The sequence below is a fragment of the Lederbergia sp. NSJ-179 genome (assembly GCF_022867885.1).
GTDB lineage: Bacteria > Bacillota > Bacilli > Bacillales > Bacillaceae_C > Lederbergia.
On record NZ_JALIFP010000001.1, the window covers coordinates 253,100 to 272,484 of the forward strand.

Below are 19,385 nucleotides of genomic sequence, written 5' to 3' on the forward strand. Positions count from 1 at the left end.
CGGTGGAAAATATAAGTATATATGACATCTTTGCTCGGATTCATCTGTGGAGCGGCTGATATGTGGGGACCGAGCATAGCGGCAATTTATTATCTGCTATTCTTAGAGTAAGAATTTAGGTATAAGTAGCATAATTAATTAATTTCCTACTAATTTCGATTTTCGGTACTTTATAGAACTTTTTATAGGGAGTAAAAAATAAATGAATCTAATTGCCCTCTCAATCAACAATATAAAATCGTTCTTCATCCAAAAGAGGCTACTATTTTTAATGATTATCTTTGGCTTGATTATTTCCACTTTTGGACTCCAATTCTATACAGGCTTCTTAATGAATTCGGCAAAATCAGCAAGTTTTTTGAGTAACAGTACAGTTAGCATAACTTTAGAAGATCACACAACTTCTAAAGAAGTGAAGGATTTAATAGATATAATGACAGGAAAAATGATCCCAACCCCTAAACGGATGACATTGTTTCAAGAAGTCCCTGGTAATGACAATGAAACTGTAGTTACAACTGATGGTACAGAACAAACAACAGTAGATAAGTTGGGGGAGAAAATTCCTGTTATTGGAGAAATAATTAATGACCCTGTTTGGATAGTGACAGGAAGGAATTTTACAGAAAAAGATACGAGTAGCGTCGCACTAGTTACGGATTCATTCTTGCAAAAAATGAATATTCAAGATCCTATAGGGAAAAAAATAATTTATGGTGACAAAACTTTTACGCTTATTGGTGTAGATATGAACTACGATTTAGACACCAGTATTAGTGTGCCGATTCCATATTTCACAAAAAATTATAAAACTGCCCTGATTAAATGTAACTTCGGAAAAATGTTGTCATCTAAGCAAAGAACCTATTTAATAAATAAATTAAATGAAATGAAATTTGTATCAAGTTACACAATCCCAGTTCCGACCAGTCCTATGAAGTCAGAGGTTTTTTTGTTTGCTTTTATACAAGTACTACTAATTTTTGTTGTTTCTTTAGTGAATATTTTTTCTCTGCAACATTACTGGATAAAACATAATAAGAGACTGTATGGCATATACACTTTGTGTGGTTGTAAGAGAAAACAACTCTCATTTTTATTAGTTCTCAACAGTGTAATAATCGCTCTTCTCCCCATATTATTAGGCCAAATATTATATAGGATACTAGAAAGTGTTTTTATCAGATATGGTGTAGTAGTAGTTTCAGGTTTTTCGACGTACTTCCTAGTTGGTTTTGTTTTAGTGATGATCACAGTAATTTTAAATTTTTTATTTGTTATTAGATTCAATCGAAATAGAGAACTGTATTGGATTAGGGGATTATAGATGAAAATACTACTATTAGTTTTAGAGACTATTCGAAATAAAAAATTGGCATTTGTTTTACTAACCTTTCAATTGGTAGTGTCTATGTTTATTTTTATTGGAATTATTAGCAAGGTTCAAGATGCGTACGAAACGTATAAAATTACGAGCTCACTTGACAAATCTAGGGGATATTATTTACCTTTTTTTTTATTCAGGCTTTCCTCGTCAGGTTTGACACCAGAGGAATTCTATAATGATGTAAACAAATTTAAGGGGGAAGTATCGATTGGTGAGGTAAAGAGTTTCAATGCAACGATAGGTGGAAATGATTACAATGGATATGCATACTCCTTAGAATTATTAAAACATTTACAACAGCCTACTGTATCTGGTGTTTCATTTGACAAATATACAGGTAGTTTATTACCGATTATCTCTATTGGAGATACTTTGAAATTGAACCAAAAGGTATCTATAAAGGTTTTTCCAAATAATTCAATAGAAAAGTCTATCGTAATAGGTGTACTACCGAGGCACACTAATATTTTAACTTTTCAAGCTGGTGGAACAGCTCCAGGACTTGATTACCTAATGGCTAAGGAAAGCAATGCACTTCTCGTTCCTTTAGATAGACTTAGTCCTGCTTCAACAGTAGGTATGGGAGATTCGCTTGGTAAGCTAATATTCCCAAATAAAGGTATCTCTGACAAAAAAATTAATGAAGTATTCAGTAAATACGGAAATATAACAGATATACAGCTATTGCAAAAAAATTACCAAAAAAATCTCAACCAGTATTTTATTGTTACTATTATTCCATTTGTTATATTTTCTCTCCTATCAATCATAGGAATTTGGGGAAACAACAGCGTAATTAATTTGGAAAACGAAAAGACATTTGCAATTTACTATATGCTAGGTTTAAGTAACAGAAAATGTGCACTTATTGAAGGAATTCGTGGTTTTGCAGTAATTGTTTTTTCTTTTGCGACTATGTTAGTTCTCTATAATTTACCTTTAATACACAACCTTTTTAGGTTAGATCCGACTACTACAGTCAATTGGTTAACCTTCACATTTATTGGTTTATACTTAACACTAATCTATTGTGTAACTTCAGTCGGATTTATTATAAAAATGGAAAAAAGTAATTTAATAGATTTATATAGAAACCGAGATTAAGAGGAGAGATGTTGCGTGGCACTAATTGAGATTAGGGGAGCCGTAAAAAAATATAAAATGGGTACCAGTGCGGAGTCTATTGCATTAGATGGCGTAGATTTGACAGTTGAATCAGGGGAACTAGTGGCAATAAAAGGAGCGTCTGGTGCAGGTAAGTCTACTCTATTGAATATAATTGGTTGTACAGATACAGCTACATCAATATCTTACTTGCTTAATGGTGAAGATATATCGAATCGAAAAACAAGTACCATGACGGAACTCAGAAATAAGTCTTTTGGCTTTGGTATGCAAGACTTTGGTCTCATTAATGATCAAAGTGCGATTAATAATGTAGGTTTACCTCTAATGTTTAATAAAACTCCACTGAGAAAAATTCGCGCAAAAGCTTTAGAGCAACTTAAAGAGCTAAATATTGAACATCTTGCAAAAAGGCGAGTTTCTGAACTTTCTGGTGGAGAAAAACAGAGAGTGGCTATAGCAAGGTCATTAATCAACAGTCCAGCAGTTATTCTAGCAGACGAGCCAACGGGTTCACTTGACACAAAGAACACTGAATTGATTATGTCTATTTTTGAAGAGCTTAATGCTAAAGGAAAAACGATTATAGTTATTACACATGAAGAAAGTGTAGCTCGTCGGTGTAAGCGAATTATCACTATGAGTGATGGGCGGATAATTTCAGATGTATTAACACCATAGACACTGTAAAGGAGAAATTGTAAGATATTGAGGTTACTTGGGCTTTGGATCAGGAATCGGAAGAGCTTGTCTCCAATTCCATTAGGGAGTTAATAAAAGGAGGGACTACTGTTTTATTCGTTACCCATAGTTTGTCATTAGCACATCAAGCAGATCGAATCATTGTCGTGGACAATGGAAAGATCGTTGAAGATGGGAACCATGAGAGCTTGCCTGATTTAAACGGGCTTTATAGTAAGTTGTATCATCATCAGGATATGGATTAGAAATATAAAATATGGATTTTTTTCTCTTTCTCTTTAACGCAGATCCAAAGCGGGATTGGATGCACGAAAAATCGAAGGTTCCTCAAAAACATAGATCCAAAGCGAAGTTGGATGCACAAAAAGTCGAAGGTTCCTCAAAAACATAGATCCAAGGTGAGGTTGGATGCACGAAAAATCGAAGGTTCCTCGAAAACGTAGATCCAAAGCAGGGTTGGATGCACGAAAAATCGAAGGTTCCTCAAAAACATAGATCCAAAGCGAAGTTGGATGCACGAAAAGTCGAAGGTTCCTCAAAAACGTAGATCCAAAGCGGGGTTGGGTGTACGAAAAATTGAAGGTTCCTCGAAAACGTAGATCCAAAGCGAAGTTGGATGCACGAAAAGTCGAAGGTTCCTCAAAAACGTAGATCCAAAATGGGGTTGGATCTACGAAAAGTCGAAGGTTCCTCAAAAACGTAGATCCAAAGTGGGATTGGATCTACGAAAAATCGAAGGTTCCTCAAAAACGTAGATCCAAAATGGGGTTGGATGCACGAAAAGTCGCGGGTTCCTCAAAAACATAGATCCAAGGTGAGGTGGATGTACAAAGAGGTAAGTCATCTCTAAAAAACGCAAAATTTTGCCCGAAAAATATTTACACCTTAGAGCTGAAGAAAAGAAAAAACCATTGACAATCGTCAATGGGAAGTTTATAGTGTTATTAGTTACATATGAACCTTTAATGTAGTCCTGTGAGGCTATGAAGGATACAAACCGTTACTTGTGTCAGCCGACATAAGTGATTCATTTTTGGATACGTATACCCTCATGCCTTAAGGTGTGAGGGTTTTTTCATTTCTTAAAAAAAGAGGTGAGGCGAGATGGGAAAAACGATCGTGTTGGATGAAAAGGCAATTCAAAGGGCGTTGACGAGGATTGCGCATGAAATACTGGAACGGAATAAAGGCATTGAAGAGTGTATTCTCGTTGGCATTAAAACGAGAGGTATTCATCTAGCTGAGCGATTGGCAAAACGAATCGAGCAAATTGAAGGCGAACGCATTCCCGTTGGAGAATTGGATATCACATTATATCGAGATGATCTCTCGTATAAAACAGTGGATGCAGAGCCGAAAGTAAAAGGATCGGAATTACCGGTCGAGATCACCAATAAAAAAGTTATTTTGGTCGATGATGTGTTATATACAGGTCGAACGGTTCGGGCCGCAATGGATGCCCTTGTTGATTTCGGTCGTGCCGCTTCTATTCAGCTTGCCGTATTAGTGGATCGCGGTCACCGCGAATTGCCGATCCGAGCAGATTTTATTGGCAAGAATATCCCGACATCAAGTCAAGAAAGAATTGTTGTTGAGCTTGTAGAAGCCGATGGAATTGACCAGGTAAATATTTTAAAATAAATATGATTCCCTTTTAAAGGACGGTCCTGTGAGGCTGACAAAGGGAGGTGAAACAGGGAGCGCTCACCTGTTTCTTTCTCACACCCTCTTTGTCAAGAAACGGATAAAGAGGTTTTTTTATGGGGAAAGCGGAGGCGATTAAATGAAGCATTTACTATCTATGAATGATGTAACAAGCCTTGAGATTATGGAAATCTTACATGTAGCTGAAGGTTTTTCTAGGGGGGATCATTGGGCCCCTGAGAAGAGAACCTTTGCCGCCAATTTATTTTTTGAACCGAGTACACGAACGAAAACAAGCTTTGAAATGGCAGAGCGAAAGATTGGTTTAGATGTGATCCCTTTTGAGGCGGGCTATTGTAGTACAATCAAGGGGGAAAGTTTATATGATACAATCCGAACGTTGGAGTCGATCGGGATCTCGCTTGCGGTGATCCGTCATGAACAAAAAGCCTACTATCATGAGTTACAGGATAAGGTTGGACTACATCTTGTCAATGGCGGGGATGGTTGCGGACAGCATCCGACCCAGTGCCTTCTAGATTTATTGACGATCAAACAGGAATTTGGCTCGTTTTCAGGCTTAAAAATTGCGATTGTCGGAGATTTACAACATAGCCGTGTCGCGAAATCGAATCTAGAGGCTTTAACAGCGCTTGGGGCCGAAGTAGTTTTTTCTGGTCCAGAAGAATGGTTTTTGCATGATGAAGCTCTAGGGAAGAGGAATTTTCCATTCGATGACATCATTGAATCCGTTGATGTCATCATGCTGCTTAGAATACAGCATGAGCGCCATGTCAGTTTATCGGCAATCACGGCTGAAGAGTACCATCAGCAATATGGTTTGACAGTGGAACGAGAGAGAAGAATGAAACAGGGAAGTATTATTATGCATCCTGCCCCTGTTAACCGGAATGTGGAAATCGCTGATCAACTGGTAGAATGTGAGCGGTCAAGAATTTTTAAACAAATGGAAAATGGTGTGTATGTCAGAATGGCTGTATTAAGAAAATTGCTAGAATCATAGGAGGGATGATTTGAATGAATTGGTTGATTAAAAATGCGAGTTTGATGACAAATTTCACAGAAAAAATAGATGTTAGAATAAAAGATGGAAAAGTAAAAGAAATAGGAAAGAACCTTTTACATGCAGGAGAAAAAGAATGGGATGCAAATGGGCTTATGCTTACTCCCGGTTTTGTTGATGTTCACATTCATTTGCGTGAACCAGGTGGTGAACAGAAAGAAACGATCGAAACGGGAACACTTGCAGCGGCAAAAGGGGGATTTACGACTGTTGCCGCAATGCCGAATACAAATCCAGTGCCGGATAGCGCCGAGCAAATGAGTTGGCTCGTGAATGAATGTAAAAAGAGGGCCCATGTCAATGTGTTACCTTATTCAGCGATTACGGTCGGTCAAAAGGGAGAGGAACTGGTAGACTTTAAGGCCTTAAAGCAGGCGGGAGCCTTTGCTTTTACCGATGATGGTGTCGGTGTTCAGGAAGCAGGGATGATGTATGAAGCAATGAAACAAGCGGCGCAGCTCGATATGGCGATTGTGGCCCATTGTGAAGATAACTCGCTGATTTATGGTGGAGCGGTGCATGAAGGGAAATTCTCCAAACGATCTGGGATTCCCGGTATTCCTTCCATCTGTGAAGCTGTGCAGATTGCGAGAGATGTACTGCTCGCGGAAGCAGCCGATTGTCATTACCATGTTTGTCATATTAGTACAAAAGAATCCGTAAGGACAGTCAGAGATGCGAAACGAGCAGGGATTCGGGTGACAGCAGAGGTTACGCCCCATCATTTACTACTTTGTGAGGAAGATATTCCTGGAGAGGATACGAACTTCAAAATGAATCCTCCTTTAAGAGGGAGAGAGGATCGAGATGCTTTGATCGAAGGGCTGCTTGATGGAACAATCGATTTTATTGCAACAGATCATGCGCCCCATACGGCTGAGGAAAAGGCGAAGGGGATGCTGGAAGCACCGTTTGGCATTGTTGGCTTAGAAACTGCCTTCCCACTGCTTTATACATATTTTGTCCAAACAGGGATTTTCCAACTACAACAACTGATTGATTGGTTAACAGTCAAACCAGCTCAAACCTTCGCTCTTGAAAAAGGACGATTACAACTAGGAGAACAAGCTGATCTTACATTGATTGACCTGAATCATGAAAAACCTATCGATACTGATCATTTTGTCTCAAAAGGGAAAAACACGCCTTTTCAAGGTTGGAGCTGTCAGGGATGGCCCGTTGCTACTTTCGTCAATGGGGAATTGAAATGGTCTGAAGGAGAGGAAGCTTGATGAAACGGAAACTTGTGTTAGAAGATGGGACAGTCTTTACAGGTGAAGCCATCGGAAGTGAACAAGAGACAATCGGTGAGGTTATTTTTAATAGTAGTATGAGTGGTTACCAAGAAATCATTTCTGATCCTTCGAATTATGGTCAAATTATGGCCTTTAGCTACCCGCTTATCGGGAATTATGGGATTAATCGCGATGACTTTGAAAGTATTGAACCCGTCATAAAAGGAATTGTCGTGAAGGAGGCTTGCGATTTTCCGTCCAATTGGCGTTCTAATATGTCACTTGGAGAATTTTTACGTCTAAAGAAAATTCCTGGTATTGCTGGAATTGATACAAGGATGCTCACGAGATTAATTCGGGAAAAAGGAACGATGAAAGGGATTATTTGCCATGTAGAGGAAAAGACAGAGGATGTTCTTATTCGCTTGCGGGCTACGATGCTCCCTGCCAATGAGGTAAAACAAGTTTCGCGTGCTAAACCTTTCCCAAGTCCAGGGCGGGGGAAAAATGTGGTTGTCATTGACTTTGGTCTTAAGCATGGAATTTTACGGGAATTAACGGAACGGGGCTGCGATATTATGGTAGTTCCTGCTCATACACCTGTAGAAGAAATTCTTGCGTTAAAACCTGATGGTGTGCTTCTGACAAATGGACCGGGGAACCCGGAGAGCATCGCTCATGTTTGTGAGATGATTCAAACCATTCAACAGCAATTTCCTTTATTGGCGATTGGACTAGGTCATCAATTATTTGCACTAGCGAATGGTTGTCAAATAGAAAAAATGCATTTTGGTCATCGTGGATCTAGCTACCCAGTAAAAGATCTTGCCAGTGGGAAAATTGTTTTCACATCACAGAATCATGGCTACGAGGTTGTGAAAGCATCCGTTCATCAAAGCAAACTGACGATCACCCAAGAGGCACTAAATGGTGGTTCGATTGAGGGGCTTACACATCAAACACTCCCTGCTTTCTCTGTGCAATACCAACCAGAAGCAGCACCAGGCTCTGAAGATGGAAAAATCGTCTTTGATCAATTTATGAATCTGATGAATCAACAACAAGAAAGGATGGAACAACATGCCTAAAAGAACGGATATTCAAAGCATTCTCGTTATTGGATCAGGTCCAATCGTGATTGGCCAAGCCGCTGAATTTGATTATGCGGGTACACAAGCTTGTCTCGCTTTAAAAGAAGAGGGCTATCGAGTGATTCTGATTAACTCCAACCCTGCGACGATTATGACGGATACAGAAATTGCGGATGCAGTCTATATTGAACCCATTACATTAGAATTTGTTTCTAGAATCATCAGAAAAGAAAGACCTGATGCGATTTTACCAACTTTAGGGGGCCAAACCGGATTAAATATGGCGATGCAATTGGCGCAAGCAGGTATTTTAGAAGAATGCCAGGTCGAGATTCTTGGAACGAAGCTTTCGGCAATTGAACAAGCAGAAGACCGAGATCAATTCAGAACCTTAATGAATCAATTGAGTGAGCCCGTTCCAGACAGTGATATTATCCATACAGTCGATGAAGCCATTTCTTTTGCGGAAAAAATCGGTTATCCGATTATTGTGAGACCAGCCTATACATTAGGGGGAACAGGCGGAGGAATTTGTGAGAATGTAGAAGAGTTAAAAGAAATTGTGACGAATGGTTTAAAAAATAGTCCGGTTCACCAATGCCTCGTTGAGAAAAGTATTGCTGGCTTTAAAGAAATCGAATATGAAGTGATGCGGGATGCAAATGATAATGCGATTGTGATTTGTAATATGGAAAATGTTGATCCTGTCGGCATTCACACAGGGGACTCGATCGTTGTCGCTCCATGCCAAACACTTAGTGATCGTGAGCTCCAAATCATGCGAAATACAGCTTTGAAATTGATCCGCGCCCTTGAAATCGAGGGTGGTTGTAATGTTCAACTGGCGCTTGATCCAGAAAGTTTCCAATATTACTGTATTGAAGTGAACCCAAGGGTCAGTCGATCATCGGCGCTTGCGTCTAAAGCGACAGGATTTCCAATTGCTAAACTGGCGGCGAAAATTGCAGCAGGTTATACATTAGATGAAATCATGAATCCTGTCACAGGCAAAACCTATGCATGCTTTGAACCAACCATCGATTATATCGTCACGAAAATTCCTCGATGGCCCTTTGATAAATTCGAATCGGCCAATCGGAAATTAGGAACACAAATGAAAGCAACTGGGGAAGTCATGGCGATCGGTAGAACGTTTGAGGAATCACTATTAAAAGCGGTTCGTTCTTTGGAAAGTGGGATTTTTCACCTTGAACATCCAGAAGGGCTAGGGGCTGATCGTGAATTTTTCAAAAAACATATAGAAAGAGCGACAGATGAGCGCTTGTTTTTTATCGGTGAAGCCTTAAGGCAAGGAATTTCCATCGAAGAGATTCATGAGTGGAGTAAAATCGACCTTTACTTTTTATATAAATTGGAGAAAATCATAAACTTGGAACAACAGTTGCTCAAAGCTCCATTTCACCCGGAATGGGGAAGAAAAGCAAAAGAATGTGGTTTCAGCGATAAGAAACTGGCGACACTTTGGAACATTGCAGAAAAAGAATTATATATATGGCGTAAAGAGCAAGGAATCATTCCCGTCTATAAAAAAGTGGACACTTGTGCCGGTGAATTTGAAGCCGAAACACCTTATTTTTACGGAACTTATGAAACAGAGAATGAGTCGATTCAAACCGATAAGAAAAGTGTTGTTGTGCTTGGATCTGGTCCCATCCGAATCGGCCAAGGGGTTGAGTTTGATTATGCAACGGTCCATAGTGTATGGGCAATTCAAGAAGCGGGTTATGAAGCGATTATTATTAATAACAACCCTGAAACGGTATCAACTGATTTTAGCATCTCTGATAAACTTTACTTCGAACCACTTACAATCGAAGATGTGATGCATATTATTGATTTAGAACAACCAGAAGGCGTCGTTGTCCAATTTGGTGGACAAACAGCGATAAATCTTGCGGCTGAATTGGAAGAACGTGGAGTCAAAATTTTGGGAACTACTTTAGAGAGTCTTGACCGGGCTGAAAACCGGGATAAATTTGAACAAGCGTTAGAAATGTTAAATATCCCGCAACCTAAAGGAAAAACGGCTTTTTCAGTGGAAGAAGCGGTGAAGATTGCAACAGAAATCGGTTATCCTGTTCTTGTTCGACCCTCCTATGTTTTAGGCGGAAGAGCAATGGAAATCGTGTATGAGGAAAAAGAGCTGCTCCATTATATGGAAAATGCCGTAAAAATTAATCCCGAACATCCCGTCTTAGTGGATCGCTATTTAGTTGGAAAAGAAATCGAAGTCGATGCCATTTCCGATGGGGAAAATGTCTTAATTCCCGGCATTATGGAACATATTGAACGGGCAGGTGTTCACTCAGGTGATTCCATCGCTGTCTATCCACCGCAAAATATAAGTACTGAAATGAAAAGGAAAATTGTCAATTATACGGAGCGATTAGCGCGCGGGCTTGAAATCATTGGCTTGTTAAATATTCAATATGTCATTTCCCAAAATGAATTGTATGTGATTGAAGTGAATCCACGCTCAAGCCGGACCGTGCCTTTCTTAAGTAAGATTACAGGAATTCCGATGGCTAATTTAGCTACTAAGGTCATTTTAGGTGAGTCCTTACCGGCACTCGGCTATGGAACCGGCATTGTAGCAGATCAATCCGGAGTGTATGTAAAAGTTCCCGTCTTTTCATTTGCGAAATTGAGAAGAGTGGATATTTCGCTTGGACCGGAAATGAAATCAACTGGGGAAGTAATGGGAAAAGATAAAACAATGGAAAAAGCTTTATATAAAGGACTTGTAGCCTCTGGGATGGAAATTAAGACGCATGGAACAGTTTTAATTACTGTCGCTGATAAAGACAAGCAAGAAGCACGTAAATTAGCACAAAGATTTTCCTCCATTGGCTATCAGATTCTTGCAACAAGTGGGACAGCTAAAGTGATTGAAAATGATGGAATTCCGGTTGAAGTTGTCGGGAAAATTGGTTCAGAAGGATTAACATTGATCGATGTGATCCGACAAGGAAAAGCACAAATTGTGATTAATACATTAACGAAAGGAAAACAACCGGAACGCGATGGGTTTAGAATTAGAAGGGAATCGGTTGAAAACGGGATTGCCTGCTTAACGTCTCTTGATACGGCCGAAGCGATCTTAGGGGTATTGGAATCAATGGTATTCTCGTCTGAACCGATGGCAGGAGGATTGTCCAAAGGAAAAGAGGCGATTCCACTTTGATCCAGCAAGAAATGATGCGTGTGGTTTCGCAAAAACAACTAGCGAAAGACATCTATGAACTAGTTTTGGAAGGCGATATGGTCAATCAAATGAACCAGCCCGGGCAATTTGTCCACGTTCGGACAAATTCGGGACTGGATCCCCTGCTTAGAAGACCGATTAGCATTGCAGCAATAGACCAAGCTCATCAACAATTTACGGTTATTTATCGAGCGGAAGGGAAAGGCACAAAACTGCTTGCCTTACAGGGAGAAAATAATCGGCTTGATGTATTAGGACCACTTGGAAATGGATTTCCTTTACATGAAGTCAAAGCGAGGGAAACAGCCTTACTTGTTGGCGGTGGGATTGGTGTTCCGCCATTGTATGAATTGGCCAAACAGCTAAATAAACAAGGGGTCAAAACGATCCATGTGTTAGGGTTTCAATCTGAAGAGGTCGTTTTTTATGAACGGCCATTTGCGGAATTCGGGGAAACCTACGTAACAACAGTCGATGGCTCGCACGGAACAAAGGGATTTGTAACGGATGTCATCGAGAAGGAACAACTAAATTTTGATGTGCTATTTGCTTGTGGTCCTACGCCCATGTTGAATGCTTTGCAACAACGTTATCAAGGAACAAAAGGATTTTTATCAATGGAACAAAGAATGGGATGTGGCATAGGCGCCTGTTTTGCTTGTGTATGCCACGTAAATGAACCAATCAATGGAAAAGATTATGTAAAAGTTTGCTGTGATGGCCCCGTTTTTCCAATCGGAAAGGTGGTTTTATCATGAGTCAATTAAATATCGAATTACCTGGTTTATCTTTAAAGAATCCGATAATGCCGGCTTCCGGTTGTTTTGGCTTTGGCCGAGAATTTAGCCAGCTCTTTGATTTAAGTAAATTAGGAGCGATTATGATCAAAGCGACAACACTGGAGCCTAGATTTGGAAATCCTACCCCAAGGGTCGCAGAAACCGCGGCTGGTATGTTGAATGCAATTGGTTTGCAAAACCCTGGGCTTGAAGGAGTTCTAGCGAATGAATTGCCATGGTTGGAACAATTTGATGTGCCAATCATTGCCAATGTTGCTGGTTCTGAAACGGAGGATTATGTAGAAGTTGCAAAGGAAATTTCAAAGGCGCCGAATGTCCATGCACTGGAATTAAATATTTCTTGTCCCAATGTGAAAAAGGGAGGGATTGCATTTGGTACAATTCCTGAAGTGGCCGCTGAATTAACTAAAAGAGTGAAGGACGTATCAGCGGTGCCGGTATATGTGAAGCTTTCACCGAATGTGTCTGATATTGTCGGGATGGCACAAGCCGTGGAAGAAGCTGGCGCAGATGGGTTGACGATGATTAACACATTATTAGGCATGCGGATCGATATCAAGACTGGAAAACCGATTTTAGCCAATAATAGCGGGGGATTATCAGGACCCGCGATTAAGCCTGTTGCGATTCGAATGATCTATGAAGTCAGTCAAAAGGTAAAGATTCCTATTATCGGGATGGGTGGAATTGAGTCAGTCGATGATATCATTGAATATTTTGATGCTGGAGCAAGTGCTGTAGCCATTGGGACATTGAACTTTTCTAATCCGTTTATTTGTCCACAATTAATTGAAGAACTTCCACGAAAACTAGAAGAATTACAGGTTGCTCATATATCTAAATTGGTTGGAAGGAGCTGGAAAACATATGCAAGCTAAACCGATCATTGCTCTTGATTTTTCGGAAAAAGCGGAAGCCGAAAATTTTTTGCAGCATTTTCAAGCCGAATCCTTAGTTGTAAAAGTGGGCATGGAACTGTTTTACAAGGAAGGTCCAGCTTTATTAGAATGGTTAAAATCATTAGGCCATGAGATTTTCCTTGATTTAAAATTACATGATATTCCGAATACCGTTTATCGCGCGATGAAGGTGCTTGCCAGCTTTGAAGTCGAGATGGTGAATATTCATGCTGCAGGTGGTATGGAGATGATGAGCGCTGCCTTAAAAGGGCTGGTTGAAGGAACTGTAACAGGGAAAAAGCGACCAGAAATCATAGCCGTTACACAATTGACCAGTACAAGTGAAGTGCAAATGCAACGCGAACAGTTAATTGACCATCCACTAAAAGACTCTGTTCTTCATTATGCGAGATTAGCCTTTCTGGCTGGACTAGATGGTGTTGTTTGTTCTGCCTTAGAAGCAGGGGCAATTCGCGATCAAACCGATGCGAGTTTTTTACGGGTAACCCCTGGCATTCGGCTAGCTGGGGATTCGGCCGATGACCAAAAAAGAATTGTTACACCGAAGCGAGCAAGGGAAATTGGCTCCTCCCATATTGTTGTCGGTCGTTCGATTACAAGAGCAAAAGATCCATTTGCTGCTTATCAAAAAGTAAAATTAGAATGGGAGAGGAATACAAAATGAGTTTGTCAGAAAAGATATCTGAGCAATTATTAGAAATCAAGGCGGTATCTCTAAAGCCCCATGATCCCTTTACATGGTCATCTGGGATGAAATCTCCTATTTATTGTGACAATCGTTTAACCTTATCTTATCCGCCCTTACGAAAAGAAATTGCACAAGGCTTGGCCCACTTGATTCAGGAACATTTTTCCGATGCAGAATTGATTGCGGGCACGGCTACCGCTGGAATTCCACATGCCGCTTGGGTAAGTGATCAGCTTGAACTGCCGATGTGTTATGTTCGTTCTTCCGCTAAAAGCCATGGAAAAGGCAACCAAATTGAAGGAAAACTGGTTAAGGGACAAAAAGCGGTTGTTGTAGAAGATTTAATCTCGACTGGCGGCAGTGCGATCGCAGCCGCCCAAGCTCTTCAGGCAGAAGGTATCGAAGTGCTGGGAATCGTATCAATTTTTACTTATGAATTGGAGAAAGGAAAACAAAAGCTGGAAGAAGCAGGACTTGCGGCCTATTCCATAACAGGGTATTCACGCTTGATTCAATTGGCTTTACATAAAGGAATAATTGAAGAAAGCGATCGAGAAGCACTTGAAGCCTGGCGACAAAATCCCGAGGAATGGGAATAAGAAAAGCGCAAGCGCCCGTTTAGCGACGTACAAACTTTTATCTAAAGACGCGCCATCCTGGCGCAACGCCGTTCTGACCCGCATCCTGTGGGCCTTCGAGCTGATGGCGCCTGGAGCTAGATCCAAACACTACTAAACTTTATACTTTTTTCCTTAAGATAAAAAATCTAACCGGATCCTTTATAAGAAATGCAGATGTTTGAGCATATTCTTATAAAGGATTTTTGTTTGAAGGTACTGTAACGTGTTATTTTTTCGACAATTTTCGGGTGGTGCCAGGCACCTATCTCCCTATTTCTGCATTTTCCTTACTTGATCTTCATCTGGAGTGACGTATACTGTTTGTTGGTTATCATAGATAACGTATCCGGGTTTGGCGCCATTTGGTTTTTTGACATGTCTGATTTTTGTATAGTCAACAGGGACAGAGGCGGAAGTTTTCGCTTTACTGAAATAGGCGGCAAGCATGGCAGCTTCCAGGATCGTTGCTTCATCGGGATTTTTGCTGCGAATGACGACATGGGAGCCTGGTATATCTTTTGTGTGCAGCCAGATTTCATCTCGACCTGCCAATTTATTCGTTAGATAATCATTTTGCTTATTATTTTTCCCTACCAAAATATCGGTGCCATCACTGGCTTGGTACTGTTCGATGACAGGTTTTGCTTGGGCTTTTTTTCTATTTTTCTTCTGTGAACGTAGATAGCCTTCTTCTCCTAATTCTTCGCGAATTTCTGCCAAATCACGCGGAGATGCCGAGGAAAGTTGTTGTAATAAGCCCTCAAAATAATCGATTTCCCTTTTCGTTTTGTCAATCTGTTCTTTTACCACTTGGATAGCATTTTTCGCTTTCTGATATTTTGTAAAATATTTTTGCGCATTTTCTGCTGGTGTTTTCCGCGGATCTAGCGGAATCGTAATTTCTCGATAATGTTCATCATAGTAATTGGGAACAGAAATTTCTTCCATTCCTTTATGGACAAGATGCAGATTCGCTGTTAATAGTTCGCCAAGCAATTGGTGTTGGTCAGCTTGTTCTGCTTCCCGTAAAGTCATCTTCAATTTTCTTAGTTTTCCTTCATTTTTCTCCTTCTCATTTTTCATCAATCTTTCTAAATCATGGGCTTGTTGCTTCACTCGATCGCGATCGGCTTTGCCGTAATAAAAACGATCCAACATTTCGCTTAAAGTCTTATACTGCTTAGTCTCTCCTTTAAACACTGTAAGAGGAAATAAGTAAAAATCCTCTTTATTTGGCGAAATCGTAATCGATGGTTGATAGTGATGCTCATTGAGTCGCTTCATGATCATAAGGAAGGCTTTAGGTACGGTTTCCCTATTAGCCAGTCCAGACTGAAAGACAATTTCCTTGGCAAGAACAGGGGAGACTCCGGAAAAATGCTCAACAATCTGTTTATCTAGTTTTCCAGCATAGAAATCAATCGCTCTTAAAAGATCTTCCTTCGTTGCTGCCAATGGGTCTTGCTTGTTTTGCGCCGGTGGGGAAATATATGGGACCCCTGGCAAAATCGTCCGATAGCTACTAAGGGCAGGGGGAATATGTTTTACACTATCAATAATCGTCCCGCTTTCTTCTTCAACCAAAACGATATTACTATGTCTCCCCATGATTTCGACGATCAATTTTTTATAACAAATATCCCCTAATTCATTGCGAGCTTTCATCTTTATAATGATGATGCGATCCATTTCAACCTGCTTGATGTCTTCAATGATCGCCCCTTCCAAATGTTTTCTTAAAATCATGCAGAACATCGGCGGTTCTTGCGGATTTTCAAACGTATCATTTGTCATTTGTATTCTTGCATAATTTGGATGAGCGGAAAGGAACAGCTTATAATTTTTCCTTGCCGCCCTCACGACAAGTACAATTTCATGTTTAAAAGGCTGATGTATTTTACTAATTCTGCCACCAACAAGTTGAGTCGATAATTCAGATACCATTGCACGGGTAAAAAAACCATCAAAAGGCATTTTTAACATCCTCTTCCATTTTATTTCGAATTTTTTGTACGTGAATAAAATTATATCATGAAATCCTCTTTGGCTGAATATGCATGCTAGTACATGGACAACTTCTGTATGTGGTAGAAAGAGAGTGATGAGGTGAGGGGCATGCAGTTTTATGAAATGCAAGAAAGTGAAGTGGAGGAGTCATTAAACACAAGCGTTTCACAAGGTTTATCAGATAAAGCCGTTGAAACAAGAAGAAAGAAATTTGGTTGGAATGAAATATCAGAAGGGGAAAAACAGTCTGCTATTTTATTGTTTTTTAGTCAGTTTAAAGATTTTATGGTCGTTGTTTTGCTTGGGGCAACACTTATTTCTGGAATTCTTGGTGAGTATATTGATGCGATTACGATCATGGCGATTGTTTTTCTAAATGGAATATTAGGGTTTGTTCAAGAAAGGAAAGCGGAGAAATCACTTGAGGCATTGAGGAATCTTTCTGCCCCACAGGTATCGGTTTTACGAGCAGGTCAATGGTTGAAAATTAACTCCAGGGAAGTCGTACCAGGTGATATATTAAGATTCTCAAGTGGTGATCGCTTAGGGGCTGATTTAAGGCTGATCCAAGCAAATAATTTGGAGATTGAGGAATCGGCTTTAACAGGGGAATCCATTCCCTCCACAAAACATACAGGGGTGATTCAAGACTCCTCTCCTAATCTCGGCGATTTAAATAATATGGCTTTTAAAGGTACACTGGTCACAAGTGGTAATGGAATGGGGATCGTGACGGCAACTGGAATGAAGACAGCGATGGGGGAAATTGCTCATATGATTCAGACGGCAACGGTGATGACGACCCCTTTACAAAGACGTTTACAGCAATTAGGGAAAATATTGATTGCCGTTGCTTTGGCTTTAACTTTGCTTGTTGTAATCGTCGGAATCCTTCATGGACATGATGTCTTTACTATGTTCCTAGCGGGGGTATCACTTGCTGTAGCGGCTATTCCAGAAGGACTGCCAGCAATCGTCACAGTGGCATTATCTTTAGGTGTTCAAAGGATGATTCGGAAAAAAGCGATTGTGCGCAAATTACCTGCTGTTGAGACGCTAGGTTGTGCGTCTGTGATTTGTTCAGATAAAACAGGAACAATGACACAAAACAAAATGACCGTTACACGTATCTGGAGTGGGGGGAAAACCTTTCAATTAGAAGGGGAAGCACATGATCAATTTTACGATAATGGTAAAAAAATAAATCCTAAGAATGAAAAATCAATCAAACAATTATTAACATTTGGTGTTTTATGCAATCATGCGGATCTGATGATGAAGGAGGGGGAATTGGTTGTCGATGGTGATCCTACTGAGGGCGCATTATTAACAGCCGCACTAAAAGCGGAAATCCACCGTGAATCATTATTAAAACAATTTACAATTGAGAAAGAATATCCATTTGATTCAGCGAGAAAAATGATGAGTGTGATTGTCAGGGATGAAAATGGTAAGAAATTTGTGATTACAAAAGGAGCTCCAGATGTATTAGCGGAAAAATGCGAATCCATTTTATGGAATCAAAAAAAGAAATGGCTTAATGAGGAGCTAAGTGAGCAAATCCGGTCGTCGGTCCAGAGACTATCCGAACAAGCGTTAAGAACGATTGCGATCGCTTTTAAACCATATCAAGGGACTCATTATCCTCAAGAGGAAAGTGAGATAGAGAAGGATTTAACGTTTATTGGCTTACAGGGGATGATGGATCCTCCTCGCCCTGAGGTAAAAGCGGCTGTAGCAGAATGTAAACAGGCGGGAATTAAGACGGTGATGATAACAGGGGATCATAAAGCTACAGCCTGTGCGATCGCAGAGAAGCTGGGGATTCTTGGAAAAGATGATCAAGTAATGGTTGGACAAAGCTTAAATAAGCTTTCGGTTGATGAATTGGAAGATGTTGTGGAGGATGTGGCTGTATTTGCACGCGTCACACCTGAGCATAAATTAAAAATTGTCAAAGCCTTACAAAATAGAGGACATATCGTCGCAATGACAGGAGATGGTATCAACGATGCTCCTGCCATTAAAGCAGCCGATATTGGCATTGCGATGGGGATCACAGGTACGGATGTCGCAAAGGAAGCTTCTTCACTTATATTAATGGACGATAATTTTACGACGATAAAGTCTGCCATCCATGAAGGGCGAAATATTTATGAAAATATTCGTAAATTTATCCGTTACTTGCTAGCCTCCAATGTTGGCGAAATTTTGGTTATGCTCTTCGCCATGCTTATGTCAATGCCTCTGCCTCTAGTTCCTATTCAAATATTATGGGTGAATCTTGTGACCGATGGATTACCAGCAATGGCTTTAGGGCTAGATCAACCGGAAGATAATGTAATGAAGAAGAAGCCGCGACCGGTCAATGAGGGCGTCTTTGCGAGAGGGTTAGGTTGGAAAATCATTTCACGGGGTTTTTTAATCGGAATATCCACTTTAATTGCTTTCATGATTATTTATCAGAGAGATCCATCTAATCTTGACTATGCTCAAACTGTGGCTTTTACCACTTTAATCTTGGCACAGCTGATTCATGTATTTGATTGTCGAAGCGAAGTATCTGTTTTTTCAAGAAATCCATTTGAGAATAAATATCTTGTATGGTCGGTACTTTCATCCCTTGCATTGACATTTTGTGTCATTTACATTCCAACTCTACAACCAATTTTTCACACCGTAACAATTGAAGCTACTGACTGGCTTTTAATTACTGGTATGAGTGCATTACCAACTTTTTTACTGGCGGGAAGTTTTATTTTAAGAAAAAAGAAATAAATTATGGTATACTTTTAAGGGTAATAGACAAGGCTCTATTACCTTTTTTAATTCGTGATGAAATGATATAAATGTATA

At 40.1% G+C, this 19,385-nt stretch carries 15 protein-coding genes; 14 read left to right on the top strand and 1 reads right to left on the bottom strand.

Annotation, left to right across the window (positions count from 1 at the left end):
* Positions 1 to 202: 202 nt before the first annotated feature.
* The 13 genes from MUB24_RS01350 (at position 203) to pyrE (ending at position 14,501) form a co-directional block, all read left to right on the top strand.
* Complete coding sequence (locus MUB24_RS01350; protein ID WP_244700156.1) at positions 203 to 1,327, top strand: ABC transporter permease; 1,125 nt, start codon at positions 203 to 205, stop codon at positions 1,325 to 1,327.
* A complete protein-coding gene (locus tag MUB24_RS01355) occupies positions 1,328 to 2,491 on the top strand; it encodes a hypothetical protein (RefSeq protein ID WP_244700158.1) in 1,164 nt (387 codons plus the stop codon).
* 15 nt (positions 2,492 to 2,506) lie between these two features.
* Entirely contained in the window at positions 2,507 to 3,193 is a 687-nt protein-coding gene (locus MUB24_RS01360; RefSeq protein ID WP_244700161.1) for an ABC transporter ATP-binding protein, read from the top strand.
* Positions 3,194 to 3,237: 44 nt separating this feature from the next.
* Entirely contained in the window at positions 3,238 to 3,459 is a 222-nt protein-coding gene (locus tag MUB24_RS01365) for a hypothetical protein (protein WP_244700164.1), read from the top strand.
* 859 nt (positions 3,460 to 4,318) lie between these two features.
* Positions 4,319 to 4,855 carry a bifunctional pyr operon transcriptional regulator/uracil phosphoribosyltransferase PyrR gene (pyrR, locus tag MUB24_RS01370; RefSeq protein ID WP_244700167.1) on the top strand — a complete coding sequence of 179 codons (537 nt, stop codon included), beginning with the start codon at positions 4,319 to 4,321 and terminating at the stop codon, positions 4,853 to 4,855.
* Positions 4,856 to 4,997: 142 nt separating this feature from the next.
* On the top strand, positions 4,998 to 5,882 hold the full coding sequence (locus MUB24_RS01375; RefSeq protein ID WP_244700170.1) for an aspartate carbamoyltransferase catalytic subunit: 885 nt from the start codon (positions 4,998 to 5,000) through the stop codon (positions 5,880 to 5,882).
* Positions 5,883 to 5,896: 14 nt separating this feature from the next.
* A complete protein-coding gene (locus tag MUB24_RS01380; RefSeq protein WP_244700173.1) occupies positions 5,897 to 7,174 on the top strand; it encodes a dihydroorotase in 1,278 nt (425 codons plus the stop codon).
* Positions 7,174 to 8,265, top strand: coding sequence for a carbamoyl phosphate synthase small subunit (locus MUB24_RS01385; protein WP_244700176.1), 1,092 nt, complete (start codon positions 7,174 to 7,176; stop codon positions 8,263 to 8,265). Before MUB24_RS01380 ends, MUB24_RS01385 begins: the two co-directional genes overlap by 1 nt.
* Entirely contained in the window at positions 8,258 to 11,473 is a 3,216-nt protein-coding gene (gene carB, locus MUB24_RS01390) for a carbamoyl-phosphate synthase large subunit (protein ID WP_244700179.1), read from the top strand. The genes MUB24_RS01385 and carB overlap by 8 nt, the downstream gene beginning before the upstream one ends.
* Positions 11,470 to 12,252 carry a dihydroorotate dehydrogenase electron transfer subunit gene (locus MUB24_RS01395; RefSeq protein ID WP_244700182.1) on the top strand — a complete coding sequence of 261 codons (783 nt, stop codon included), beginning with the start codon at positions 11,470 to 11,472 and terminating at the stop codon, positions 12,250 to 12,252. The genes carB and MUB24_RS01395 overlap by 4 nt, the downstream gene beginning before the upstream one ends.
* Positions 12,249 to 13,172, top strand: a complete 924-nt coding sequence (locus MUB24_RS01400) for a dihydroorotate dehydrogenase (RefSeq protein ID WP_244700185.1) — start codon at positions 12,249 to 12,251, stop codon at positions 13,170 to 13,172. The genes MUB24_RS01395 and MUB24_RS01400 overlap by 4 nt, the downstream gene beginning before the upstream one ends.
* Positions 13,162 to 13,878: an orotidine-5'-phosphate decarboxylase gene (gene pyrF, locus MUB24_RS01405; protein ID WP_244700187.1), complete on the top strand. Its 717-nt coding sequence runs from the start codon at positions 13,162 to 13,164 to the stop codon at positions 13,876 to 13,878. Before MUB24_RS01400 ends, pyrF begins: the two co-directional genes overlap by 11 nt.
* The gene (gene pyrE / locus MUB24_RS01410) at positions 13,875 to 14,501 is read left to right on the top strand and encodes an orotate phosphoribosyltransferase (protein ID WP_396426684.1); all 627 of its coding nucleotides are present in this window, start codon (positions 13,875 to 13,877) and stop codon (positions 14,499 to 14,501) included. Before pyrF ends, pyrE begins: the two co-directional genes overlap by 4 nt.
* Positions 14,502 to 14,792: 291 nt before the next feature.
* On the opposite strand, the gene MUB24_RS01415 is transcribed toward pyrE, so the two are convergent.
* Positions 14,793 to 16,496, bottom strand: coding sequence for an Rqc2 family fibronectin-binding protein (locus MUB24_RS01415; RefSeq protein ID WP_244700190.1), 1,704 nt, complete (start codon positions 16,494 to 16,496; stop codon positions 14,793 to 14,795).
* 141 nt (positions 16,497 to 16,637) lie between these two features.
* Between MUB24_RS01415 and MUB24_RS01420 the strand changes: the two genes are divergently transcribed.
* Positions 16,638 to 19,307, top strand: a complete 2,670-nt coding sequence (locus MUB24_RS01420) for a calcium-translocating P-type ATPase, SERCA-type (protein ID WP_244700194.1) — start codon at positions 16,638 to 16,640, stop codon at positions 19,305 to 19,307.
* The last annotated feature ends 78 nt before the right edge of the window (positions 19,308 to 19,385 follow it).